Genomic DNA, 24,330 nt, shown 5'->3' with positions numbered 1-24,330 from the left:
TATGCAATAACATTTACGTAAGAGTTGAAACATTTCCGAAACATTGTGATAATTATCAAATTTATCCGTATAAGTAAGCTAATTTGTGTTATGCTATTCCGTATCAGAAAAGGGAATTAAAGAAACAATGAGTAAATACCGAAAAGTTTACAATGATATAAAAAACCAAATTAATCATGGTGTTTTAGCGCCAAAGCAAGAATTACCGAGTGAAAGTGAACTCATGCAACACTATGGTTTTTCGAAAGATACGATTCGCAAAGCCCTTTCATTACTAGAAATGGATGGCTACATTCAGAAGCAACAAGGGCGCAACTCTATTGTGCTTGAACACAATCTCTCAACCCCTCAAATCCTGTCTGAAATTAAAACCGTTGGTGAACTTAACCGCCCTTTAACCCATCAAGTCAAAACGACATTGACAAGTCTATATATCGTGCAAGGCGAAGAGACATTGATGCGAATCTTCAACGTCGATGATCAAATGGATTTTTACCGTATCGGCCGTGTTCGCGAAATTGACGGCGAGGCCGTGGAATACGAGGTTTCCTACTTTGATCGCCGTATCGTCTCTTTTATTAACCGAGAGATCGCAGAACAATCTATTTATCACTATTTAGAAAAGGAATTAGGTCTCAAAATCAGCCATTCCCAGCGAGAAATCGTTTTTCGCTATGCGAATGAAGAAGAAAAAAATACAATGGATCTCAATGAATATAATATGGTGGTTAACGTCGCTAGCACCACCTATTTATCTGATGGTCGCCCGTTTCAGTATGGCAGCATTAGTTATCGTCCCGACAAAATTGCCTTTACTTCAATCGCCAAACGCCATGCATCCTAGTTTTTCGTCATGCCGTAAAGTGCGGCCGGCTTTTAAAATACGCTAAAAACTGACCGCACTTTGATCTGTTTCGCCCAAATGCCCGGCTTCACCAAAATGCCCCGCCTCGAAAGCCAAACTAAGGCATAAAATACTACGCACACTATGGCGCAAAACCTCAAACGCCCTCTAACATTTCTTGTGCATTCGCCAATACGGCATCCGTAATTTTGCTTCCGCCTAACAATTTTGCTAATGCCTTGACGCGTTGCTGAGGGGAAAGTGCGGTCATTTTTGTTTCCGTTTTTTGATCGACGGTCGATTTTTCAACGGAGAAATGATGTGTTCCATGGCAGGCGACTTGCGGCAAGTGGGTAACACAAATGACTTGGCATTTTTCGCTGAGTTTTCTTAATAATTTGCCGACCACATTTGCTGTGGCACCGCTGATACCGACATCAATTTCATCAAAAATTAATGTTGGGATGGCGGTTTGGTTAGATGCTTGTACCTGAATGGCTAAGGCAATGCGAGAAAGTTCACCGCCGGAAGCAATTTTGGCGAGCGGTTGAGCGCTTTGCCCTAAGTTACTTTGTAGGGTAAAAATCGCATTATCTGCACCGTTTGAACTTATCTTGTCATAGTCACTATGCAATTCAATAAAAAATTCTGCGTGTTCCATCGCTAATTGTTTGATGGATTTGGTCACTTGCTGTGCCAGCTTTTGTGCACCTAATTGACGGCTCTGATGAAGTGCGGTCGCTGTAGCAAGCATTTTTTCATGAGCAGCTTGTTCTTGTTGAATGAGCATTTCTTCACTGCCGGAAAAATCTTCCAACTCATTCAATTCCGCTTTGAGGCGACGGTGTAATGCTACTAAATCTTGTGGTTTTACATTGTGCTTGCGCGCTAATTGCACGGTTTGTCCTAGGCGTTGTTCAATGTCTGCCAATAACGTTGGATCTTGCTCAACATTGCTGCTTAACGATTGAATTTCATTGGTGGCTTCTTGCACTTGAATCAATGCTTCATTTAATAGATTTTGCACATCGGTATAACGATTATCTAACTCGCAGAGTTCGTTTAAATGTTGCACAGCGCGGTAAAGTAGCGAATCTGCGCTGACCGTTTCATTTTCACTTAATAATTGCAAAACTGATTGGGAAAGCTGCGTTAATTCTTCACTATTGGAAAGACGAAGATGGTCCGCTTCTAATTCCTCGTATTCATTTTCTTTTAAATTAAACTCATCCAGTTCACTGACTTGATACTGTAAAAGCTGTTTTCTCGCTTCGTTTTCCGCGCATTTTTGTTGGAAGGTTTTGACTTGATGTTGCAAATTGCGCCATGTTTGATAATCAAGGCTCATTTGTTGTAAAAGTGCGGTGTGTTGACAAAAATTATCAACTAACTGCAGTTGGTAGTCGTTTTTCAGTAACCGTTGCGAGGCGTGTTGTCCATTAATTTGAATGAGATGTTGCCCGATCTCTTTTAATTGGGCGGCCGACACAGGAATGCCATTAATGAATGCTTTAGAACGTCCGTCATGATTAATAATGCGGCGTAAAATGCAGTCTTCAGGATTGTCAGGATCCTGCAATTCGTTTTCTTGTAGAAATTGGAAAGCCGGGTTGTTTTGGTTCAAATGAAAAGTTGCGCAAATATCGGCACGTTCTTGACCTTCTCGTAACATGGAGGCTTCTGTCCGTTGTCCGAGACAAACACCTAGTGCATCAATGGCAATGGATTTTCCCGCACCGGTTTCCCCGGTGATGACGGACATTCCTTGTAATAATTCAATATTTAACTGACGAACGATAGCAAAATTATTAATGGTGAGTTGGGTCAACATAAGCAAATCCTCTTTACTGTATATTTGTCAGTATATTACTGTTTTAATATACAGTAAAGAGGGTTTGTTAATCTTTAAGAAAAGTTACGTAGCCAACCTAATTTTGAGCTTAATACTTTGTAATAATTGTAGCTTTTAAGGTGCAGTAAACGGAGAGGATAGTCACATTTTTGAATGTGGATAATATCATCAGGCCCGAATTGGAGGGCAACTTGACTGTCACAACCTAACTCTAATTGAGAGGTGTTGTATTCCGCAAAGCGAATAGAAATTTTGCTGTTGCCATCCACTACGAGCGGGCGTGAAGAGAGGGTGTGCGGAAACATCGGCACCAATGCGATGGCATTTAATTGCGGGGTTAAAATCGGGCCACCGGCGGAAAGAGAATAGGCGGTTGAACCGGTGGGCGTTGAAATAATTAAACCATCAGAACGTTGAGAAAACGCAAACTGATCATTTATATGCACATGAAAATCAATCATATGCGCAATTTTTGCCGGGTGAATCACCGCCTCGTTGACGGCAATACTGCTGGCAATAATTTCATTGTCGCGTTCCACACAGGCTTTTAATAGAAAGCGTTCTTCTACAAAAAACTCGCCGTTTTCCAAGCAAGCTTGTAATTGGGAATAGGCGTTTTTGGGGTCAATATCCGTTAAAAAACCTAAATTGCCACGGTTGATGCCAATAAGCGGAATATGATATTCGGCTAAAATGCGGGCACGCCCCAACATATTGCCATCGCCACCAATCACAATGGCAAGTTGGGCGGATTTGCCGATTTCTTCTAAGGTAGCTAAATGTTTTGGGGGAAGCTCAATTTTTTTACCGATATCTTGTTCAACTAACACCTGATAACCGCGTTCAATTAACCAAAAAAACAGGTTTTTATGCATTTGTAGGTTGATATCATTTCTCGGTTTACCGACTAATGCAATGGTTTGAAACGAGGTATGCAACGTTTGCGGTTTTGCCGAATTTAACGTGTCCATATTGTTTTTACATTAACTTGAATTCAATGAATTGAGCACTATATTACAACAGAAAGCCTTTTACTCAAGTGGTAAATGTGGCATTTTTTGTTATAATCGCCTAACTTTTATTAATTGGAGAATGACTATGGCAGACGAACAAAAACAAGAAAAAAACGAAGAATTAGAACAAGATTTTCAATCGCAAGAAGTGGATGTTGAAGAACAAAAAAACACGGAAGATCCTTTGGAAGAAGCTATTGCACGCGTACAAGAATTAGAAGCGCAATTAGCGGAAACCGCAAAAAAAGAACAAGATTTATTGTTGCGTACTCGTGCTGAAATCGACAATATTCGTCGTCGTACAGAACAAGATGTTGAAAAAGCGCATAAATTTGCGTTAGAAAAATTTGCCAAAGACATTTTAAACACCATTGATAACTTAGAACGTGCCCTAGCCACCCCAGCAAATACGGAAGATGAAACCGTTAAAGCTTTGTTTGACGGTGTAGAACTAACCTTAAAAGAGTTATTGGCGACGGTTGCCCGTTTCGGCGTTGAACCTGTAGGCGTTGTCGGAGAGGTTTTCAATCCGGATCTCCATCAAGCCATTTCTATGCAACCGATGGAAGGCTTTGAAACTAACCAAATCACCACGGTCTTGCAAAAAGGTTACTTGCTTAACGGTCGCGTGATTCGCCCGGCAATGGTGATGGTTGCGGCGTAAGTTAGCCTAATCACTTCCTCCTTTTCCTTATCCTGCTATCCTGTGGGGGTATTTCCCCCATTAAGGATAGACATAGATGATCTATCAACACAAAGAATAAAAAGGGATTGCAAGGTCTCGATAAACACCTATAATACAATTGCTCATGAATTAACGTTTAAAGGATGATGCTATATAAGCATCATCAATCGATTTTTGACGGCAATAATATAGCGGATCTACCTGATTCTATACCGAACTCAGAAGTGAAATGCCGTAATGCCGATGGTAGTGTGGAAATTTCCCATGTGAGAGTAGGTCACCGCCAAGCTTTATTAAATTGATATCACTTCTTTCAACCTTTTATGAAAAGGCATTGTAGTGCTGTCAGTTTAATATTAGGGCGCTGTAAATAGCCTATCTGGAAGGCATAAATAATTACTGATGCAATGAAAATTGCATTCGCGTAATAAGCCAAACTACAGGTATGTTTATTTAAACAGCAATCGTATATCACTCACGTTGGAAATTACTATGATATCGGCTGTCTCTAAACAGCTTAAGGATGAGCTAGCACCAATTATTGGTGACGTAAAGATTAAGAATCTCTTTGCAGGATATGGAATTTTTTATTCAGAAATGATGTTTGCTATCTACCAAAATGGTAGTTTATATCTTAGAGCGGAGGATGAATTAGCGCAGTACCTTGAATCTTTGGGGGCTGCGGCATATTCAAGAAATCCAGACTGCTCAGATGTTTTAGTCTTATATCATTATTATCAATTACCTCTGGCTATTCAAAAAGATAAAGCACGATTAGGTCACCTAATTAGCCTTTCTTTGAAGCAAATTCAAACGAAAAAGTTGACTGAAGCGCTTGCTAAAAAGTCAAGGATCAAGGAGCTTGCTAATCTCTCTATCAAACACGAAAGATTACTGGCTAAAATTAATATCTACACGGTGGATGAATTTAGATCATTAGGTGCAACCAATAGTTATGTTAGGTTAAAAAAACTTGGCATCCCTATTAACATTGACATGCTTTGGCGTTTTGCTGCGGCATTAAAGAATAAACATGTGCATTTATTAACAGAGAAGGAAAAACATACCCTCTTTGTCAGAGTAAATGAGTTGCTTGAAGCAAATGGCTTACGCAAAATTAAACGCTAACGATCAATGAGTTTTATTGTGATAAGCTAATGCTTGTATCAGAAAAGAAAAGAGTTGATGTGTTCAACTCTTTTTTTCTATCTAATAGAACGGAATTTAGCAAACAAAAGGTTTCTGAGAAAATATTTTGCTATAGAGAATAAAGTTTTGTAAAATGCGCGCTTAATTAACCGGATTCAATGTAGAACTGTTTGGTTCGCCAAGCAGCATTTTCATAGTTTAACTAATAGAGGAATATCATTATCAAAACCGTAAAAAAAGCACCTGCAGTAAATCGCCCTAATCGCATTAATGACGAAATTAGAGTAAAAGAAGTCCGCTTGATTGATCAGGACGGCGAGCAAGTTGGGGTTGTTGCGATTCAACAAGCATTAGAAATGGCGGAAGCCGCAGCTTTAGATCTTGTAGAAATCAGTCCAAATGCGGAACCACCTGTGTGTCGCATTATGAACTACGGTAAATTCCTCTACGAAAAGAGCAAAACAGCTAAAGAACAGAAGAAAAAACAAAAAGTGGTGCAAGTGAAGGAAATTAAATTCCGTCCGGGCACAGATGAAGGGGACTACCAAGTTAAGTTACGTAGCCTAATCCGCTTTTTGGAAGATGGCGATAAAGCCAAGATTACTGTCCGTTTCCGCGGTCGTGAAATGGCTCACCAAGACATCGGTTTTGATGTATTGGAGCGTGTAAAAAATGATTTAGCCGATATTTCTGTGGTTGAATCTGCGCCGGGGAAATTAGAAGGTCGCCAAGCCGTGATGGTATTGGCACCTAAGAAAAAATAATTTTTAATTCAGATTTTATCTGAATAATGGAATTTTCACTTCGGTGAAGATACAACGGTACATTGGGCACACTACGCAGCCTAATGACGTTGAGAAGGGCAATTTTAAATTGCCTTGATTGGAAATAATCAGTGCCTACAAGTAATCGCCTTAAAACGATTCGCCTGATTATGTTGTTTAAACTTAAAAATGCGGAGTTATTTAACAATGCCTAAAATTAAAACAGTACGCGGTGCTGCTAAGCGTTTCAAAAAAACTGCTTCCGGTGGTTTCAAGCGTAAACAATCTCACTTACGTCATATTTTGACTAAGAAAACAACAAAACGTAAACGTCACCTACGCCATAAATCCATGGTTGCTAAGTCCGACTTAGTCTTAGTCGTAGCGTGCTTGCCATACGCATAAGCACAAACGTACGTCAGTTCATTTTAGTTAAAATATTACATAGGAGATTAAATAATGGCTCGTGTAAAACGTGGTGTTATTGCAAGAGCACGCCATAAGAAAGTTCTTAAGGCTGCTAAAGGTTATTATGGTGCACGTTCACGCGTGTATCGCGTTGCTTTCCAAGCAGTTATCAAAGCTGGTCAATACGCATATCGTGACCGCCGTCAACGTAAACGTCAATTCCGTCAATTATGGATTGCACGTATCAACGCAGCGGCTCGTCAAAATGGTTTATCTTACAGCAAATTCATCAACGGTTTGAAAAAAGCGTCTGTTGAAATCGACCGTAAGATCCTTGCTGATATCGCCGTATTCGACAAAGTGGCATTTGCTGCATTAGTTGAAAAAGCAAAATCTGCACTTTAATTCGTTAAAGTTTAGATAAAAATTAGGACGCTTTAGGGCGTCCTTTTTCATTTAATGGTGCGCTAATATCAATCAATATCGTAAAAAACATCGGTACCGCTTAATAAGATACAAAGCACAACCTCACACTTAACAAAGCATGAGGTTATGTTTAGACCATAAAGGCTTACTTCGCAATGCGTTTATATTTCATGCGGTGTGGTTGAAGCGCATCAGCTCCAAACGTTTTCCTCTTCCATTCTTCATAATCAGAGAAGTTGCCTTCATAGAAGGTTACCTTGCCTTCATCACCGTAGTCTAAAATATGTGTAGCGATACGGTCTAAAAACCAGCGGTCATGGGAAATGACCATAGCACAGCCCGGGAATTCTAAGATAGCATTTTCCAATGCGCGTAAGGTTTCCACATCAAGGTCGTTGGTCGGTTCGTCCAGTAACAATACGTTGCCGCCGGCTTGTAACAATTTTGCTAGGTGCAAACGACCGCGTTCCCCACCGGAAAGTTCACCTACGCGTTTTTGCTGATCCACGCCTTTGAAGTTGAAGCGGCCAACATAGGCACGGCTTGGAATTTCAAAGTTACCGATTGTTAAAATATCTTGTCCGTTGGACACTTCTTCCCACACGGTTTTCTTGTCATCCATGGCATCGCGGAATTGATCGACGGAGGCCAACACGACAGTTTCACCTAAGGTAATAGAACCGGAATCCGGTTGTTCTTTGCCGGAAAGCATACGGAATAAGGTCGATTTACCCGCACCGTTTGCCCCGATAATCCCAACGATAGCACCTTTCGGAATGCTGAAGGACAAATCATCGATTAAAGTGCGGTCGCCGTAGGATTTACTTAAATGCTGCACTTCAATGACTTTATCGCCTAAGCGTGGACCAGGTGGAATAAAGAGTTCGTTGGTTTCGTTACGTTTTTGATATTCGCCGGAATTAAGTTCCTCAAAACGCGCCATACGCGCTTTGCTTTTTGCTTGACGACCTTTTGGATTTTGGCGCACCCACTCCAATTCTTTCTCAATGGATTTTTGGCGGGCAGATTCTTGCGCCTGTTCTTGCGCCAAACGTTTTTCTTTTTGTTCCAACCAAGAAGAGTAGTTGCCTTCCCAAGGAATACCTTCACCACGGTCAAGCTCTAAAATCCAACCGGCAACGTTATCTAAGAAGTAACGGTCGTGGGTAATTGCCACCACAGTGCCTTCGTAGTCGTGTAAGAAGCGCTCTAACCACGCTACGGATTCTGCATCCAAGTGGTTGGTCGGTTCGTCTAATAACAACATATCCGGTTTTTCGAGCAATAAACGGCAAAGTGCCACACGACGGCGTTCACCCCCGGATAAATGTTCGATTTTGGCATCCCAGTCCGGCAAACGTAATGCATCAGCAGCGCGTTCTAATTGGTTGTCTAAATTATGCCCATCGTGTGCTTGAATGATGGCTTCTAATTCTGCTTGTTCGGCAGCAAGTTTGTCGAAATCCGCATCAGGATCGGCATATAAGGCATAAACTTCATCTAAACGCGTTAACGCACGTTTAACCTCACCCACGGCTTCTTCAATTGCTTCACGCACCGTTTGTTGCGGTTCCAGTTTGGGTTCTTGCGGAAGATAACCGATTTTAATGCCGGGTTGTGGACGCGCTTCCCCTTCGATTTCTTTATCAATGCCCGCCATAATGCGAAGCAACGTGGATTTACCTGCGCCGTTTAAGCCGAGCACACCAATTTTGGCTCCCGGGAAAAAGCTCAGGGAAATATCTTTTAGAATATGACGTTTCGGCGGAACCACTTTGCCTACTCGGTGCATCGTGTAAACGAATTGTGTTGACATAATTTTTCTCTGGTTAAGGGAAAAGTGCGGTCATTTTTATCGATGTTTTGACATACGGAATGACCCTAAAGAAACAATAAATCACAAAGATTATTGCCATAATTCAGGTGGCTCATTCTACTTGATGTTTGCTGTTGTGCCAATTTCCATTCATATTTTAATCGTGTTTTAGGCACAAAAAAAACCTCTCCGAAGAGAGGTAGGAAAGTTGTTTAGCTATTATGATTATTTTATTTAGGAACTTTATGAATATCAAGCAATCACTTGATTTTTAAGATAGTACATTAAATTGAGTCATCATTAAAATCAGAAAAGATTATTTCTTGATATAAATCAATAAAATGATCAATTGATCATTTTTCTCACCAGTTTTATTTAGCCGGTAACTAATCTATAAATAAGATATCCAGTTTTCTAGATTAGCCTAGGGGGAATATAAAAATTTCTATCTAATTAAGAGATTTAGAACCCTTTTAGATAAATTATCTCCCTTTTCCAATTTTCTACTGGTTTATCCATTTAAAACTACAGCATTCTTAGGATATGAATTTCTAACTGTTAGACTAGTTCATACATACCGACTACAAAAAACCACTTTCAAGTATTGAAAGTGGTTTAGCTTTACCTAGTTTATAACAAAAATATTTAACAAAACTTTAAATGAGACTACCATTCAAAATTTATACCAGCATTATAGCTTGCACCGCCACCGTTCGCACTAAATGACACTCCAGCCTTAGCTGCAATATTCTCATTAAAACGATAACCAGTACCTACTGCTAGTGCTGTTTTAGATTTATAGCCACCCACAGCCGCACTCATATTTACTTTGCCTACATTGTACGGTTGGAATAACCCGCTTAATTCGGCTTGAGATGCTAAGCCATTTTTTACTTCTTTATCTAAATCATTTACACGACTATCAAGTTGATCAATACGTGCGCTGTTACGGTCAACCTTAGTTTTTAAGGCAGAGATATTCTTTTGTTGCATAGATTTTAACTGAGCGATATCAGCTGTATTAGCTTTAATCATAGTCTCATTTTTTATCACAGAAGTTTTATCAGCTTTACTTGCTAACTCTGCCTTATCAGCCTTACTTGCTAGCTCTGCCTTATCGGCTTTGCTTACTAGCTCAGTCTTGTCAGCTTTGTTTGCTAACTCTGCCTTATCAGCCTTACTTGCTAGCTCTGCCTTATCGGCTTTGCTTACTAGCTCAGTCTTGTCAGCTTTGCTTGCTAACTCTGCCTTATCAGCTTTATCTGCTAATTTACTATCAACATAAGTTTTGTTTGCTTTAGTTTCAATCATGCTGTTTTGAGCACGGATGTCTTGAGTATTTTTTTCAACTTTAGCAGCATCTAAGAAACTTGATGTATTCTTTAATTTTTCAATTTCAGCAGTATTGGTATCAATATCATCAGACATGCTATTGACATACTCAGTCACACGATTAATTTCTGATGTCACGTGATCGGCCAAGCCATTGTGGTTTTCTTTGATTTTTTCAATGTCAGCTGTGTTGGCATCAATGCCATCAGACATATTATTGACATACTCAGTCACACGATTAATTTCTGATGTCACGTGATCAGCCAAGCCATTGTGGTTTTCTTTGATTTTTTCAATGTCAGCTGTGTTGGCATCAATGCCATCAGACATATTATTGACATAGTCGGTGACACGATTAATTTCTGATGTCACGTGATCGGCCAAGCCATTGTGGTTTTCTTTGATTTTTTCAATGTCAGCTGTGTTGGCATCAATGTCATCAGACATATTATTGACATAGTCGGTCACACGATTAATTTCTGATGTCACGTGATCGGCTAAGCCATTGTGGTTTTCTTTGATTTTTTCAATGTCAGCTGCGTGGGCATCAATGTCATCAGACATATTATTGACATAGTCGGTCACACGATTAATTTCTGATGTCACGTGATCGGCCAAGCCATTGTGGTTTTCTTTGATTTTTTCAATGTCAGCTGCGTGGGCATCAATGTCATCAGACATATTATTGACATAGTCGGTCACACGATTAATTTCTGACGTCACGTGATCGGCCAAGCCATTGTGGTTTTCTTTGATTTTTTCAATGTCAGCTGCGTGGGCATCAATGCCATCAGACATATTATTGACATACTCAGTCACACGATTAATTTCTGAAGTCACGTGATCTGCCAAGCCATTATGGTTTTCTTTGATTTTTTCAATCTCGGCTGTATTGGTATCAATATCATCAGACATGTTATTGACATAGTCGGTCACACGATTAATTTCTGATGTCACGTGATCGGCCAAGCCATTGTGGTTTTCTTTGATTTTTTCAATTTCAGCGGTGTTGGCATCAATGTCATCAGACATATTATTGACATAGTCGGTCACACGATTAATTTCTGATGTCACGTGATCGGCCAAGCCATTGTGGTTTTCTTTGATTTTTTCAATGTCAGCTGCGTGGGCATCAATGTCATCAGACATGTTATTGACATACTCAGTCACACGACTAATTTCTGAGGTAACATGATTGGCTAAGTCATTGTGGTTTTCTTTAATTTTTTCAATGTCAGCTGCGTGGGCATCAATGTCATCAGACATATTATTGACATACTCAGTCACACGATTAATTTCTGAAGTAACATGATCTGCCAAGCCATTGTGGTTTTCTTTGATTTTTTCAATGTCAGCTGCGTGGGCATCAATGTCATCAGACATGTTATTGACATACTCAGTTACACGATTAATTTCTGAAGTAACATGATCTGCCACAAGCCATTGTGGTTTTCTTTGATTTTTTCAATCTCAGCGGTGTTGGCGTCAATGTCATCAGACATGTTATTGACATACTCAGTCACACGATTAATTTCTGAGGTAACATGATTGGCTAAGTCATTGTGTGATTGTTTAAGGTCTGAAACATCATCCTTTAATTGCTGGCTTGTCTTTGCAAGAGCTGCAATAAGGGGATCTGTTGCAAATGCACTACTGGATATAACACCGGTAATAAACAAAGCAACTGCTGTACGTTTTAATAATTGGGTATTCATCGATTAATCCTTTATGTAAAAACCTAGAGAGAGAAAGGGGGCTTTATGTAAAAAGAGAAAAGTGCCAATTCTTTAGCTATCCCCTTCAGCCTGACTTTATACCATAAGTAATTGCTAAATGGTATAAAAATTATTAATTTCTATACATTATTCAAATAGATTTAACCTATTTCCTTAATAGGTCATTCAAGGGTAATAATTACCTAAAGTAACTTCTATACATATATACATAAATCACTTTTCACCAAATAAAGTCGGTTGTCTGAAGTTGTAAATTTATTTTATCAATCAAGCACGGTTTTGGTATAACCCTACGCCTTGTCACTTCAAAGAGACATCTCGATTAACTAATATGCTGTTTTTATTCATTCCTGTTACAGTTTAAAATAAAATCTCATTGATTTAATAACATGTAAAGTACTAGACATTCCTTGTTGTTCTAAAAAGTAGCTACCAAACTTCAAGCTAATATCAGCTATTTCAACTAACTATTTTCACTGTAAAACAGAAGTACTATGGTTTCCTCCCCCTAGTCATGTAAAATACTCATACTTAATCCTCGCTTGTTCTGTGTACCTGGATTATAAACTCAGGTATCAAAATAAACGTCAAGCTATTTCATGAGTGAATATACTATGAAAAAACTTTTTTTATATTTACTAGGCTGTTTGCTAGGACAACACGCACTTGCCCACCCCCATGCCTTTATTAACATGAAAACGAAGGTGTTGGTGGATAAACAACAATTAGTTGGTTTTTCAATGCAATGGATTTTGGATGAACCCAGTTCGGCCGCTGTGTTATATGATGTAAAACAAGCAAAAAGTGACAAGAAAGCATTGCAGAAATTGATTGATGAGGTTATCAGCAATGTGGTCAATGAGCATTACTTTAGCTATTTATTTGATAAACAAGGCAATAAAGTAAAATACAGCGCGAAACCACAAAATTACGGCATGAAGAGCAGTGGAGCGCAGGTGTTGTATTATTTTGATTTTATGTTGTCAAAACCGCAGCTTTTGCAGGATAACGAATTTACATTAAGTACTTACGATCCGACTTATTATGTTTCCATGTATTACGATAAGCCTTTTCATTCGGCCGTCGATTTTTCTCAATTACCGGAAAATTGTCATGGCGAAGTGTTGGAGCCTAATATCAATGAAAAACTTAAAGCTTACGCCTCCTCGTTAGATCAGTCTCAACGCAACGAAGATGACACCCTTGGCGCACAGTTTGCGCAAAAAGTGCGGTTAATTTGCCGCTAGTTTCTTGTCATTAAGGATGGAAAATCAAACATAACCTAATTGACGCCCAATTTTAACGGGGAATCTCAGCTTGATGAAATTGGCTATCGATAAATCAACGTAAAATTTGCGTGATTCCCCCTACTCTCCGCTCTCCTCTAGTTGGTTCATTCCTCGCACAGCTTGCATCTTGATGCACGAATCCATGCGCAGAAATCTCGGATTTACACATCGGAGTATTAAAATAGGATCTGTTTTTATCCGGAAAGGTCAGTATAATTAGGCTCTTTTTCTTTCACGCTTAATGAAGTCAATGAAATGCCAATAAACTTTACCCAAATTATTAAAGACAGCTTTCATTTCATGCAAAATGAAAAGCGAAATATCCTTCTCTTATCTATGCTCTACTTTTTTGTCGACATTATCATGGTATGGCTACAGTTTGTCATGTTGCCCAATGAAATTGTTATGTCTTTATCAAACAATCAAATTGCCTCCACGATATCAGAAGAACAAGGCATCGATTTGGTGACATTCTTTTTTCTTAAACAGCTTATTTATATTTTTATCAGTGCATGGTGTTTAGTTAGCATTCATCAAATTAGCCTGCGCCGATTCCACACGATTTGGCAGAGTTTCTCCTCAACATTAAAACGGATTTTGGGCGCTATTTTGCTGAGTTTCTTGATTTTTATCCCGATCCTTATTGGGCTAACAGAAGCCATGATTGCTATTCAGCAAAAAGTACAGCCTTCCATTATTTCATTATTTGCGATAGTTATCGGCATTGGGCTCTATATTCGTCTTTGCTTAGCGCCGGTACATTATTTGCTAACAAACGACAGCATAAGCCATTCCGCTAAAATCACATGGCGTGCTGCGATGGGGCGTGTGTCTGTATTATTGATCTTCTGCTTGCTGATTTATGTGCTGATCCCATTCGTGGAAAATTTTCTCACTGCCTTCTCAAGCAATGCCATCACGGCACTCATTAGCGGTATCCTGGTTGCGCTAATCAATGTATTTGCATTGGTTGTCACATACCGTTTTTATACGTTATTTATATCAAAGGCATAACATCAATATGAAACAATTACTTGAATTTATTCCCTTAATTCTCTTTTTTGCCGTCTATAAATTAGTTGGAATTCGTGAAGCGGCAATCACCTTGGTGATCGCGACTATCGTGCAATTCATTATTTTAAAAGTGAAATACGGCAAAATTGAAACGCAACAAAAGTTCATGGCAGGTGCGGTTATTTTTTTCGGTACACTCACCGCTTATTTTAACGATCTTGAGTTTTTGAAATGGAAAGTGACGATTATTTATGCGCTCTTTGCATTGGTTTTACTTGTCGCTCAATTGGGTTTTAAAAAACTGTTGATTAAACAACTTCTTGGTAAAGAAATTACCTTACCTGAGCCGGTGTGGAAGAACCTCAACTTAGGATGGAGCGGCTTTTTTATTTTATGTATGTTACTTAACATTTATATCAGCCGATATTTATCGGACGACATTTGGGTCGATTTCAAGTCCTTCGGCATTATCGGCATGACGTTTGTCGCCACGATCATTACAGGTCTTTATATTTATCGCTATTTACCTCAAACACAACAAGAAAAAAATAAGGAATAATCGATGTCAGCTCAATTAATTGATAGCAAAACCGGACAACAATCTCACGGCACCCTTCTGCTCAGAACCTTAGCAATGCCTTCTAATACTAACGCTAACGGCGATATTTTTGGTGGTTGGATTATGTCTCAAATGGACATTGGCGGCGCAATCTTAGCAAAAGAAATCGCTCACGGACGCGTTGTGACTGTTGCCGTTGAAAGCATGAATTTCATTCAGCCGGTTTCTGTTGGAGATGTCGTTTGTTGCTATGGACAATGTTTACACGTTGGACGTAGCTCAATTAAAATCAAAGTGGAAGTGTGGGTTAAAAAAGTGGCAAGCGAACCTATTGGTGAACGCTATTGCGTGACAGAAGCACAATTTACGTTTGTTGCTGTCGATCAGGAAGGTAAACCTCGTGCTATTCCACGCGAAAATAATCACGAATTAGATGCCGCTTTGGCACACATGAAAACGCCATAAACTAACAAGAGGACTCAAAATGTACTACGTTATTTTTGCTCAAGACAAACCGAACACGTTGGCTCAACGCTTGGCAGTGCGTGAACAACACCTTGCTCGTTTGAAACAACTCCAAGCCGAAGATCGTTTATTAACCGCAGGCCCAAACCCGGCAATTGATGATGAAAATCCGGGTGAGGCCGGTTTCACCGGTTCGACCGTCATTGCCCAGTTTGAGAGCTTGCAAGCCGCCAAAGACTGGGCAGCTCAAGATCCTTATGTCGAAGCCGGCGTGTATGGTGATGTCATCATTAAGCCGTTTAAAAAAGTATTTTGATCTTCCCAACTATCAGGCAAATCACCAATCCACTGATTTGCCTGAAATCCCTGTTCATTATTTCTACTCTCCCCTATTTCCACCCTTCCCGATCGAAATGCTTTAAAACCTAACTCGTTTTTCCTTGATTTTGCGATTGAGATCCCAAAAGTGCGGTCGTTTTCTCGTGCATTTTTTCGATTTTCGGCAAAGTACGCCCGTTGATTAATTCAACGTGTATTTAACTTTAGTCTGAAAAGGAATCACTATGAAAGTAATGAAACATCTTTTGGCTTCTCTGTTCGTGTTAGGAACGGTGTTTACCGGCACTGCCATGGCAACAGAAAAGGCGGCAGAACCTACAGCACAAACAGAGCAACCCGCCGCAACGGCCGCTGTTGACCAGAAAGTCAACATCAACACAGCCACTGCTGCGGAAATTCAAAAAACGCTTGTGGGTATTGGCGCGAAAAAAGCGGAAGCGGTCGTACAATACCGTGAAAAACACGGTGCGTTTAGTGCTGTCGAGCAATTATTGGAAGTGCAAGGCATCGGCAAAGCCACGCTTGAAAAAAATCGCGAGCGCATCGCACTTTAATCTCTCTCCTCTAACATTGTTTTTATGTAAGACGAGGCAATGCGCCTCGTCTTTTTTATTGGGTGCGTTATAATACGAAGCATTTTTCAACCAAACTTAACAAAATAAGTAAGAGAACAACATGAAACAAAAAATTGTTTTAGCCACCGGCAATCAGGGTAAAGTCAGAGAAATGGCGGATGTGTTAGCCGATTTCGGTTTTGAGGTTATCGCTCAAACCGACTTAGGCATCGACAGCCCGGAAGAAACCGGTCTTACCTTCGTGGAAAACGCCATTTTAAAAGCCCGTTATGCGGCGGAAAAATCCAGTTTACCGGCGATTGCCGACGATTCCGGATTAGTGGTTGACGCGTTAAACGGCGCGCCGGGTTTATATTCCGCACGTTATGCCGGGGTAGATGGTGAACAGGCTGATGCAAAAAATCGTGAAAAATTATTAGCAGAATTGGCAAATGTGCCCACCGAACAACGTAGTGCGCAATTTGTTAGCACCATAGTCTTATTACAACACCCAACCGATCCATCTCCGATTATTGCGCAAGGCGCATGTCACGGTGTCATTACTTTTGAAGAAAAAGGTGACAATGGCTTTGGTTATGACTCGCTCTTTTTCAGCCCGGAGACAGGTTGCACCTTTGCCGAACTGGAAACCGCCGAGAAAAAGAAAATTTCCCACCGAGCCCGTGCATTAAGCGCGCTTAAAGCGCAATTAGGCGCATAAAGTGCGGTCAGTTTTCACAACAAATTTTAAGGAAAGTAAAAGATGATTATTACCACCACGCCTCACATCGAAGGCAAACAAATTGTCGAATATAAACAACTGGTGTTCGGCGAAGTGGTTGCAGGTTCGAATTTTATCCGCGACTTTTTTGCCGGCATTACCGACATTATCGGTGGGCGTTCCGGCATGTATGAATCGCGCATTACCAAATCGCGCAAAGAAGCATTAGATGAAATGCAAAAAAACGCTCAAGCATTAGGCGCCAATGCCGTTGTGGGCGTAGAAGTCAATTACACCACCATCACCTCTGATGCCAAAAGCATGTTTATGATTGTGGCAAGCGGCACCGCGGTGGTCGTTCGCTAATGATAACAGCGCCGTTAAATCCGTTGCGGTTACCACCGCTGAGTTTATATATTCACATTCCGTGGTGTGTGCAGAAATGCCCGTACTGCGATTTCAACTCGCATGCGCAAAAAGGCACTATTCCTGAACAGGAATATGTGCGCCATTTACTTACCGATTTAACGGCGGATTTATCACGTTATCAAGAAAGCGTCCAACAGCGTCCGCTGCATTCGATTTTTATCGGTGGCGGTACACCGAGCCTGTTTAGCGCAGAAAATATCGCGTTTTTATTACATCAAATCGAGCGACACATTCCTTTTGCACCTCATATTGAAATTACCCTCGAAGCGAATCCCGGTACGGCTGAAGCCGAACGTTTTTTAGGTTATGTACAAGCCGGTGTCAATCGTATTTCCATGGGCATTCAAAGTTTTTCTGATGAAAAATTGCAAAAATTGGGCCGTATTCATAATGCCGCCGAGGCAAAAAGTGCGGTAGGTTTCGCCCGTGTTTCTCCTCTGCGTAGTTTTAATTTGGATTTAATGCACGGTTTACCCAATCAAACCTTAAACGAAGCCTTAGATGATTTACGCCAAGCCATAGAACTGGTACCGTCACATTTGTCTTGGTATCAGCTCACTATCGAGCCGAACACCATGTTTGCCTATCGACCACCGAAACTGCCTGATGACGACGAATTGTGGGATATTTTTGAGCAAGGCCATCAGTTATTAACGGCTGCGGGCTATCAACAATACGAAATTTCAGCCTACGCCAAACCGGGCTTTCAGTGCCAACACAACTTAAATTATTGGCGCTTCGGTGATTATCTTGCTATTGGTTGCGGTGCCCACGGCAAAGTCAGTTTTCCAAACGGCAAGATTTTACGTTACAGCAAAACCAAACACCCGAAAGGCTACATGCGCGGCGAATACTTATATGAAGAACGGGAAGTCCGCACCGAAGATCGCCCTTTTGAATTCTTTATGAACCGTTTCCGCTTGTTGGAAGCCGTGCCAAAAAACGAATTTGAACAATTCACCGGCTTATCGTTAAGTACAGTAGAGGACAAGATGACTTGGGCGCAGGATCAAAAATTCATCACAGAAACCGACCGCACTTGGCGGGTCACCGAGCACGGTAAACTGTTTTTAAACGAATTATTAGAAGGCTTTTTACCCGAATAATCTCTCTCTACTTGTTTATGCGAGTAAAACTAATTAAAGTAAACGCAATCGTTTACGTATTTGTTTCAGCATCATGTTCTGATGTTAAGGAGAAAAAATGAATCAACTTGAAATGAAAAAAATCGCCGCGCAAGCGGCTTTGCAATTCGTGAAGCCGGAGATGATCGTAGGCGTGGGAAGTGGTTCCACTGTGAATTGTTTTATTGAAGCGCTTGGCTCAATGAAAGATGAAATCAAAGGTGCTGTAGCAGCCTCCAAAAATTCGGAAGAATTACTGAAAAAACATGGTATTGAAGTATTTAGTGCAAATGATGTGGCAAGCTTAGATATTTATGTGGATGGTGCCGATGAAATTAACCCGCAAAAAATGATGATCAAAGGCGGCGGTGCGGCGTTGACACGTGAAAAAATTGTGGCTGCATTGGCAAAAAATTTCATCTGCATCGTGGATAGTAGTAAACAGGTTGATGTGTTAGGCTCTACATTCCCATTGCCGATTGAAGTCATCCCAATGGCACGTTCACAAGTGGCGCGTAAATTGGTGGCACTCGGTGGTGCGCCGGAATATCGTGAAGGCGTTGTGACCGATAACGGCAACATCATTTTAGATGTGCATAATTTTGAAATTCTGAACCCGGTAGAAATGGAAAAAGAATTAAATAACATTGCAGGTGTCGTGACTAACGGCGTGTTCGCTTTACGCCCGGCAGATACTGTCATTGTCGGCACACCGGACGGTGCAAAAATCATTTAAACATCATTGGAGAGAAATATGACATCAAAAGTTTCATTAGATAAAAATAAAATCAAATTTGTGTTGTTGGAGGGCGTTCACCAAAGCGCCTTAGATACGTTACACGCCGCGGGTTACACCAACATTGATTACTACAAAAAAGCGTTAGACGGCGATGAACTCAAAGAAGCCATCAAAGATGCCCACTTTATCGGCCTACGCTCCCGTACGCATTTAACCGAAGAAATGATTGCGGCCGCACCGAAATTGATCGCCATCGGTTGTTTCTGTATCGGCACCAACCAAGTGGATTTAAATGCAGCAAAAGCCCGTGGCATTCCTGTCTTTAACGCACCGTTCTCCAACACCCGTTCTGTAGCAGAATTAGTGTTAGGTGAAATCCTATTATTAATGCGCAACATTCCGCAAGCCAATGCAGAAGTGCACCGTGGTTTATGGAATAAGTCAGCTGTGGGTTCACACGAAGTGCGTGGTAAAAAATTAGGGATTGTGGGCTACGGCCATATTGGCTCACAACTCAGTATTATTGCTGAATCCTTGGGCATGGATGTGCATTTCTACGACATTGAAAACAAACTTCCTCTTGGTAACGCCAAACAAGTGCGTAGTTTGGAAGAATTGCTCGGTTCTTGCGATGTCATTTCCCTGCATGTTCCTGATTTACCATCTACTCGTAACTTAATCAGCGCAGAACGTATTGCCCAATTAAAACAAGATGCCATTTTGATTAACGCAGCACGCGGCACCGTCGTGGACATTGATGCATTAGCCAAGGCGCTAGAAGAAGGCAAATTGCGTGGTGCGGCAATCGACGTATTCCCGAAAGAACCGGCATCCATTAACGAAGAATTTGTTTCACCATTGCGCAAATTCGATAATGTGATCTTAACGCCGCACATCGGGGGTTCTACGGCTGAAGCACAAGAAAATATCGGATTCGAAGTCGCCGGTAAATTTGTGAAATATTCCGACAACGGCTCAACCTTGTCTTCCGTCAACTTCCCTGAAGTCTCTCTACCGGAACACGAAGGCTCCAAACGCTTGTTGCACATTCATGAAAACCGCCCGGGTATCTTGACAAAAATTAACCAAATTTTCGTTGAGGCTAACGTCAATATTGCTGCGCAATATTTACAGACCGATCCAAAAATCGGCTATGTTGTGATCGATGTGGAAACCGAAGATTCCGCACCATTGCTCGATAAATTACGCCATATTGACGGCACAATTCGCACGCGGATCTTGTTCTAACGCATAATAAAAGCCTTTCATCTGAAAGGCTTTTATATTAAGAAAAACGAATAAAGTCGGTTGGTTTATAGATCATTCCGACTCTATCGCATTCAGCGGAAAGTTTGGTGGCAGTTGTGGACTGGCCTCATCCTCCCCCATGGGATCGATTTCCGGCTGGGTTTTAAATTCTTCCGATGAGACTTTTCCCTTCTCTTTACCCAATAATTGAGGCTGCAATTTGACGAAATTACTCTGTGGTGACAACCAAATATTAATCAGCATTTGGCTGAATTCCGGTTCAAACTCATGATCTAAAACGGAGTCATTTAAAATGAAATAGCCTTTATTCGGTAATGCGATATAACGCAATATTGCATTAGGTGAGAAATCCGGAAAAATAGCCTGCATATCTTTTAACCACAAATCCGTTTTGGTTTTATCTGCTTTTAGATATTCCATTTCTTTAATTAAGCTAATGGCAAAATTTTTGCCTTCAACCGGTTTTTCATATTTAAAGGAAAGCATCACCGGCAACTGGTTTTCTTTATATTCGCCATTTTCTGTTGCTAAATCAATGGAATACACTAAAAATGGGCCCCAGTTATAATCGGCATTTCCCACGTTCACCCAATGTGCAGAAAGTGCGGTCGGTATTAAACCTAAAATAAACAGCAGCGATTTTAATTTCATAAACAATCCGTCATAAAAATTTATGTGGGCGATTATAGCAAAAAAGACGGGAAATTGATCCCGTCTTCTTTACTCATAACTTAATTTAAAGCGTCACTTTATTTTAAGCTGCCCACCATATCTTCCGGACGCACCCATTTGTCGAAATCTTCCGCAGAAACTAAGCCAAGATTAATGGCTTCTTCGCGTAAGGTTGTGCCGTTTTTGTGTGCGGTTTTCGCAATTTTCGCCGCATTTTCATAACCGATATGGGTATTAAGTGCGGTGACCAACATCAATGAATTTTCAAGTTGTTGTTTAATGCGAGGGTAGTTCGGTTCAATACCGGTTGCGCAGTGTTCATCGAAAGACACGCAGACATCCGCCAACAATTGGGCAGATTGTAAGAAGTTGGCAATCATCACCGGATTGAACACGTTCAATTGGAAGTGACCTTGAGAGCCGACGAACGCGATGGTAGTGTCATTACCAAACACTTGTGCGCATACCATGGTCATGGCTTCACATTGAGTTGGGTTGACTTTACCCGGCATGATGGAAGAACCCGGTTCATTTTCAGGGATTAAAATCTCACCGATACCGGAGCGCGGGCCGGACGCCAATAAACGAATGTCGTTGGCAATTTTGAATAAGCTCATAGCAAGTTGACGCAATGCACCGTGAGTTTCCACGATAGCATCATGCGCTGCCAAGGCTTCAAATTTGTTTTCTGCGGTAATGAACGGAAGACCGGTGAATTTAGCAATGTATTCAGCTACTTTCACATCATAGCCTTTCGGTGTATTCAAGCCGGTACCGACTGCCGTGCCGCCAAGAGCTAATTGGCGTAAGTGCGGTAGGGTATTTTTCAATGCAAGTAAGCCGAAGTGTAATTGCGCGGCATAGGCAGAGAATTCTTGACCGAGTGTGAGCGGTGTGGCATCCATTAAGTGCGTACGGCCGATTTTCACCACGTCTTTAAAGGCTTCAGATTTTGCTGCAAAGGTTTTTTGTAAACGTTCTACGGCAGGAATGGTTGTTTCGACAACTTTTTTGTATGCGGCAATGTGCATTGCGGTTGGGAAGGTATCGTTGGAAGATTGGGATTTGTTCACATCATCATTCGGGTGAATAATGGATTTTTCGCCCAATTTGCCACCGTGTAAAACGTGAGCACGGTTTGCCACCACTTCGTTCACGTTCATGTTGGATTGCGTACCGGAACCGGTTTGCCAAATCACCAACGGGAATTGATCGTCTAATTTGCCTGCTAAAATTTCATCACAAGCTTGCGCAATTAAATCCCGTTTTTCCACAGGCAACACGCCTAAATCATGGTTTGCGAATGCGGCCGCTTTTTTCAAATAACCAAAGGCTTCGATGACTTCATGTGGCATAGATGCTGCAGGACCGATTTTGAAATTATTGCGGGAACGTTCGGTTTGAGCCGCCCAGTATTTGTCTGCCGGCACTTGAACTTCACCCATGGTGTCTTTTTCAATACGAAATTCCATTTTGATTACCTCATAATGATTATTAACAGGAATAATAGGATTCTAACATTGACAATCTCTTCAATGAACTGAAATTACAAACAGAAAATCGGTTTTGTGACCTAGATCATAAAGTGCGGTGAGTTTGTAAAACGTTTTGAAAATTAACATTTTCTATTTAAGCTGATTTCCGCTAAAATCTCAGCTTGCATCTCTGTTGAGGTATGTTTTTATGGCGCAATCAGCACAATTTTATTTACTCCATGACATGGCGTCCCAAAGTGGGTTGTCTGCTCAAGAACAGTTGGCGTGCAATCTTGCCGCGGCGGCATGGCGTTTGGGGAAACGGGTGCTCATTAGCTGTGAAACACAGGAACAGGCATTGCTATTAGATGAAGCCTTATGGCAGCGAGATCCTGATGAATTTGTCCCGCATAATCTCTTTGGTGAAATAACAACCTACGCAACACCCATTGAAATTAGCTGGTCATCAAAGCGTAACGCTCAACGAAGAGATTTACTGATTAATTTGCAACAAGTACTGCCTGAATTTTTTGGCACCTTTAATCAAATTATTGATTTTGTGCCCGCAGAAGAACAAGCCAAAAAACTTGCTCGGGAGCGTTATAAATTCTTGCGAACCCAAGGTTGGCAGCTTTCGATAGAAAACGCTGCCTAATCTTGACTCATTATTTTATATGGAGCCTAAAACATGAAAAAATCAATTCTCGCTTTATTTATTGCCTGCTCAACGTTCTTATTCACTGCCTGTGATGATCCTAAGCCACAGGTCGTACAGGAAGAAACCAAAGCCTCAGAACCTGCCGAACCAACAAAAGAAATGCTGGCACAAAGCCCTGAGGCAACATCTCCTACCGCAATAGAAACCGCACCTGCCACTGCCACAGCAATGCCGGCACAGCCTAATACAAATATGGCTGAACCTGCACCACAAGAAAATGCAACAGCCCCTGCGACAACAGAAGAGCCTGCGCCAGCGAATGCGGCAGCACAAGCTACCCAACCGGCACAACCTAAAGATGTGACTGCCGCACCGGTAAGCGTTAAACCAACGAACAAACAAGCCGCACACAAACAAGAATTAGCGCGTGTGTTAAGCATGTTAGAAAAACAATACACGCAAGTTCGCTGTGTAAACGACATTAAAGATGACAGCGGAAAGATTAAAATGGATTCCTATTGCCGCCAAGAAGAAGAACGTCTGATTCGAGAAATGCAACGCGTAAAACGCGAATTGGCAAAATAAAAGATTGCCGGCATTAATCTATAGCACAAACCTCATCTTAAAAGATGGGGTTTTGTTGCAAAAATACCTAAAGATCCGACCGCACTTTCAGAAATAAAATGCAACCGAACGACATCACTTTTTACCAACACTTTGAAGCCGATATTCTCACAGGGCGTAAAACCATCACTATTCGGGATAAATCCGAAAGCCATTTTAAAGCAGGCGATATTTTGCGTATTGGTCGATTTGAAGATAATCAATATTTCTGCACGATTGAAGTGTTAAGTGTGTCGCCAATTACCCTTGATGAACTAACGGGACAGCATGCGAAGCAGGAAAATATGGGATTGGCGGAGTTGAAAAAGGTTATTGAAGAAATTTATCCAAAGAGTAATGAATTTTATGTGATTAATTTTCAGAGACTAAAATAA

At 41.0% G+C, this 24,330-nt stretch carries 26 protein-coding genes, 1 rRNA gene and 1 pseudogene; 21 read left to right on the top strand and 7 right to left on the bottom strand.

Annotation, left to right across the window (positions count from 1 at the left end; translation table 11 throughout):
- The first annotated feature begins 127 nt into the window (after positions 1-127).
- Positions 128-844, top strand: a complete 717-nt coding sequence (locus AC30SF_RS02860; protein WP_021617113.1) for a UTRA domain-containing protein — start codon at positions 128-130, stop codon at positions 842-844.
- Positions 845-1,001: 157 nt separating this feature from the next.
- On the opposite strand, the gene recN is transcribed toward AC30SF_RS02860, so the two are convergent.
- Positions 1,002-2,675 carry a DNA repair protein RecN gene (recN, locus tag AC30SF_RS02855; RefSeq protein ID WP_489607503.1) on the bottom strand — a complete coding sequence of 558 codons (1,674 nt, stop codon included), beginning with the start codon at positions 2,673-2,675 and terminating at the stop codon, positions 1,002-1,004.
- Positions 2,676-2,749: 74 nt separating this feature from the next.
- The gene (locus tag AC30SF_RS02850; RefSeq protein ID WP_489607502.1) at positions 2,750-3,667 is read right to left on the bottom strand and encodes an NAD(+) kinase; all 918 of its coding nucleotides are present in this window, start codon (positions 3,665-3,667) and stop codon (positions 2,750-2,752) included.
- A gap of 127 nt (positions 3,668-3,794) precedes the next feature.
- Here AC30SF_RS02850 and grpE point away from each other — a divergent pair, with 127 nt between their 5' ends.
- The 6 genes from grpE (at position 3,795) to rplT (ending at position 7,120) form a co-directional block, all read left to right on the top strand.
- Positions 3,795-4,373, top strand: coding sequence for a nucleotide exchange factor GrpE (gene grpE, locus AC30SF_RS02845; protein ID WP_314401727.1), 579 nt, complete (start codon positions 3,795-3,797; stop codon positions 4,371-4,373).
- 194 nt (positions 4,374-4,567) lie between these two features.
- A 5S ribosomal RNA gene (gene rrf, locus AC30SF_RS02840) occupies positions 4,568-4,683 on the top strand.
- 206 nt (positions 4,684-4,889) lie between these two features.
- Complete coding sequence (locus AC30SF_RS02835) at positions 4,890-5,522, top strand: TfoX/Sxy family DNA transformation protein (RefSeq protein ID WP_489608304.1); 633 nt, start codon at positions 4,890-4,892, stop codon at positions 5,520-5,522.
- A 236-nt stretch (positions 5,523-5,758) separates the two neighbouring features.
- On the top strand, positions 5,759-6,307 hold the full coding sequence (infC, locus tag AC30SF_RS02830; RefSeq protein ID WP_446053820.1) for a translation initiation factor IF-3: 549 nt from the start codon (positions 5,759-5,761) through the stop codon (positions 6,305-6,307).
- 207 nt (positions 6,308-6,514) lie between these two features.
- The gene (gene rpmI, locus AC30SF_RS02825) at positions 6,515-6,712 is read left to right on the top strand and encodes a 50S ribosomal protein L35 (RefSeq protein ID WP_005542274.1); all 198 of its coding nucleotides are present in this window, start codon (positions 6,515-6,517) and stop codon (positions 6,710-6,712) included.
- 54 nt (positions 6,713-6,766) lie between these two features.
- Positions 6,767-7,120: a 50S ribosomal protein L20 gene (gene rplT / locus AC30SF_RS02820; protein ID WP_005596075.1), complete on the top strand. Its 354-nt coding sequence runs from the start codon at positions 6,767-6,769 to the stop codon at positions 7,118-7,120.
- A 166-nt stretch (positions 7,121-7,286) separates the two neighbouring features.
- On the opposite strand, the gene ettA is transcribed toward rplT, so the two are convergent.
- The 3 genes and pseudogenes from ettA to AC30SF_RS02805 form a co-directional block, all read right to left on the bottom strand.
- Complete coding sequence (gene ettA, locus AC30SF_RS02815; RefSeq protein ID WP_489607501.1) at positions 7,287-8,957, bottom strand: energy-dependent translational throttle protein EttA; 1,671 nt, start codon at positions 8,955-8,957, stop codon at positions 7,287-7,289.
- Between the two features lie 666 nt (positions 8,958-9,623).
- A pseudogene (locus AC30SF_RS02810) lies at positions 9,624-10,031 on the bottom strand (YadA C-terminal domain-containing protein); the annotation flags it as partial.
- A gap of 1,658 nt (positions 10,032-11,689) precedes the next feature.
- On the bottom strand, positions 11,690-12,004 hold the full coding sequence (locus AC30SF_RS02805) for a hypothetical protein (protein WP_489607500.1): 315 nt from the start codon (positions 12,002-12,004) through the stop codon (positions 11,690-11,692).
- Between the two features lie 635 nt (positions 12,005-12,639).
- Between AC30SF_RS02805 and zevA the strand changes: the two genes are divergently transcribed.
- The 11 genes from zevA (at position 12,640) to serA (ending at position 20,506) form a co-directional block, all read left to right on the top strand.
- Entirely contained in the window at positions 12,640-13,272 is a 633-nt protein-coding gene (gene zevA, locus AC30SF_RS02800; protein WP_489607499.1) for a zinc transporter binding subunit ZevA, read from the top strand.
- 297 nt (positions 13,273-13,569) lie between these two features.
- Positions 13,570-14,328: a beta-methylgalactoside transporter gene (locus AC30SF_RS02795; protein WP_489607498.1), complete on the top strand. Its 759-nt coding sequence runs from the start codon at positions 13,570-13,572 to the stop codon at positions 14,326-14,328.
- A gap of 7 nt (positions 14,329-14,335) precedes the next feature.
- Positions 14,336-14,887, top strand: a complete 552-nt coding sequence (locus AC30SF_RS02790) for a septation protein A (RefSeq protein WP_489607497.1) — start codon at positions 14,336-14,338, stop codon at positions 14,885-14,887.
- Between the two features lie 3 nt (positions 14,888-14,890).
- Entirely contained in the window at positions 14,891-15,352 is a 462-nt protein-coding gene (gene yciA / locus AC30SF_RS02785) for an acyl-CoA thioester hydrolase YciA (RefSeq protein WP_489607496.1), read from the top strand.
- Between the two features lie 19 nt (positions 15,353-15,371).
- Entirely contained in the window at positions 15,372-15,668 is a 297-nt protein-coding gene (locus AC30SF_RS02780) for a YciI family protein (RefSeq protein WP_209362972.1), read from the top strand.
- A gap of 247 nt (positions 15,669-15,915) precedes the next feature.
- On the top strand, positions 15,916-16,245 hold the full coding sequence (locus tag AC30SF_RS02775; RefSeq protein ID WP_489607495.1) for a ComEA family DNA-binding protein: 330 nt from the start codon (positions 15,916-15,918) through the stop codon (positions 16,243-16,245).
- Positions 16,246-16,366: 121 nt separating this feature from the next.
- On the top strand, positions 16,367-16,966 hold the full coding sequence (gene rdgB / locus AC30SF_RS02770) for an RdgB/HAM1 family non-canonical purine NTP pyrophosphatase (protein ID WP_489607494.1): 600 nt from the start codon (positions 16,367-16,369) through the stop codon (positions 16,964-16,966).
- A 42-nt stretch (positions 16,967-17,008) separates the two neighbouring features.
- Entirely contained in the window at positions 17,009-17,332 is a 324-nt protein-coding gene (locus AC30SF_RS02765) for a YbjQ family protein (RefSeq protein ID WP_006719266.1), read from the top strand.
- Positions 17,332-18,501, top strand: coding sequence for a radical SAM family heme chaperone HemW (gene hemW / locus AC30SF_RS02760; RefSeq protein WP_489607493.1), 1,170 nt, complete (start codon positions 17,332-17,334; stop codon positions 18,499-18,501). Before AC30SF_RS02765 ends, hemW begins: the two co-directional genes overlap by 1 nt.
- Before the next feature lie 97 nt (positions 18,502-18,598).
- Positions 18,599-19,255 (top strand): ribose-5-phosphate isomerase RpiA, encoded by a 657-nt coding sequence (gene rpiA / locus AC30SF_RS02755; RefSeq protein WP_448757964.1) that lies wholly within the window; start codon positions 18,599-18,601, stop codon positions 19,253-19,255.
- 18 nt (positions 19,256-19,273) lie between these two features.
- On the top strand, positions 19,274-20,506 hold the full coding sequence (gene serA, locus AC30SF_RS02750) for a phosphoglycerate dehydrogenase (protein ID WP_454901140.1): 1,233 nt from the start codon (positions 19,274-19,276) through the stop codon (positions 20,504-20,506).
- A gap of 72 nt (positions 20,507-20,578) precedes the next feature.
- On the opposite strand, the gene AC30SF_RS02745 is transcribed toward serA, so the two are convergent.
- Together AC30SF_RS02745 and fumC are read right to left on the bottom strand one after the other, a co-directional pair.
- Positions 20,579-21,178, bottom strand: a complete 600-nt coding sequence (locus AC30SF_RS02745; RefSeq protein WP_485860755.1) for a hypothetical protein — start codon at positions 21,176-21,178, stop codon at positions 20,579-20,581.
- A 98-nt stretch (positions 21,179-21,276) separates the two neighbouring features.
- Positions 21,277-22,671 (bottom strand): class II fumarate hydratase, encoded by a 1,395-nt coding sequence (fumC, locus tag AC30SF_RS02740; RefSeq protein WP_448758147.1) that lies wholly within the window; start codon positions 22,669-22,671, stop codon positions 21,277-21,279.
- Positions 22,672-22,882: 211 nt separating this feature from the next.
- On the opposite strand from fumC, the gene AC30SF_RS02735 reads away from it, so the two are divergent.
- The 3 genes from AC30SF_RS02735 (at position 22,883) to yqfB (ending at position 24,330) form a co-directional block, all read left to right on the top strand.
- A complete protein-coding gene (locus tag AC30SF_RS02735) occupies positions 22,883-23,329 on the top strand; it encodes a DNA polymerase III subunit chi (protein ID WP_489607492.1) in 447 nt (148 codons plus the stop codon).
- Positions 23,330-23,362: 33 nt separating this feature from the next.
- Positions 23,363-23,917 (top strand): hypothetical protein, encoded by a 555-nt coding sequence (locus tag AC30SF_RS02730; RefSeq protein WP_489607491.1) that lies wholly within the window; start codon positions 23,363-23,365, stop codon positions 23,915-23,917.
- A gap of 98 nt (positions 23,918-24,015) precedes the next feature.
- Complete coding sequence (gene yqfB / locus AC30SF_RS02725; protein ID WP_489607490.1) at positions 24,016-24,330, top strand: N(4)-acetylcytidine aminohydrolase; 315 nt, start codon at positions 24,016-24,018, stop codon at positions 24,328-24,330.

Source organism: Aggregatibacter valvarum, from assembly GCF_980468985.1.
This window is presented reverse-complemented; position numbering and strand designations above follow the sequence as displayed.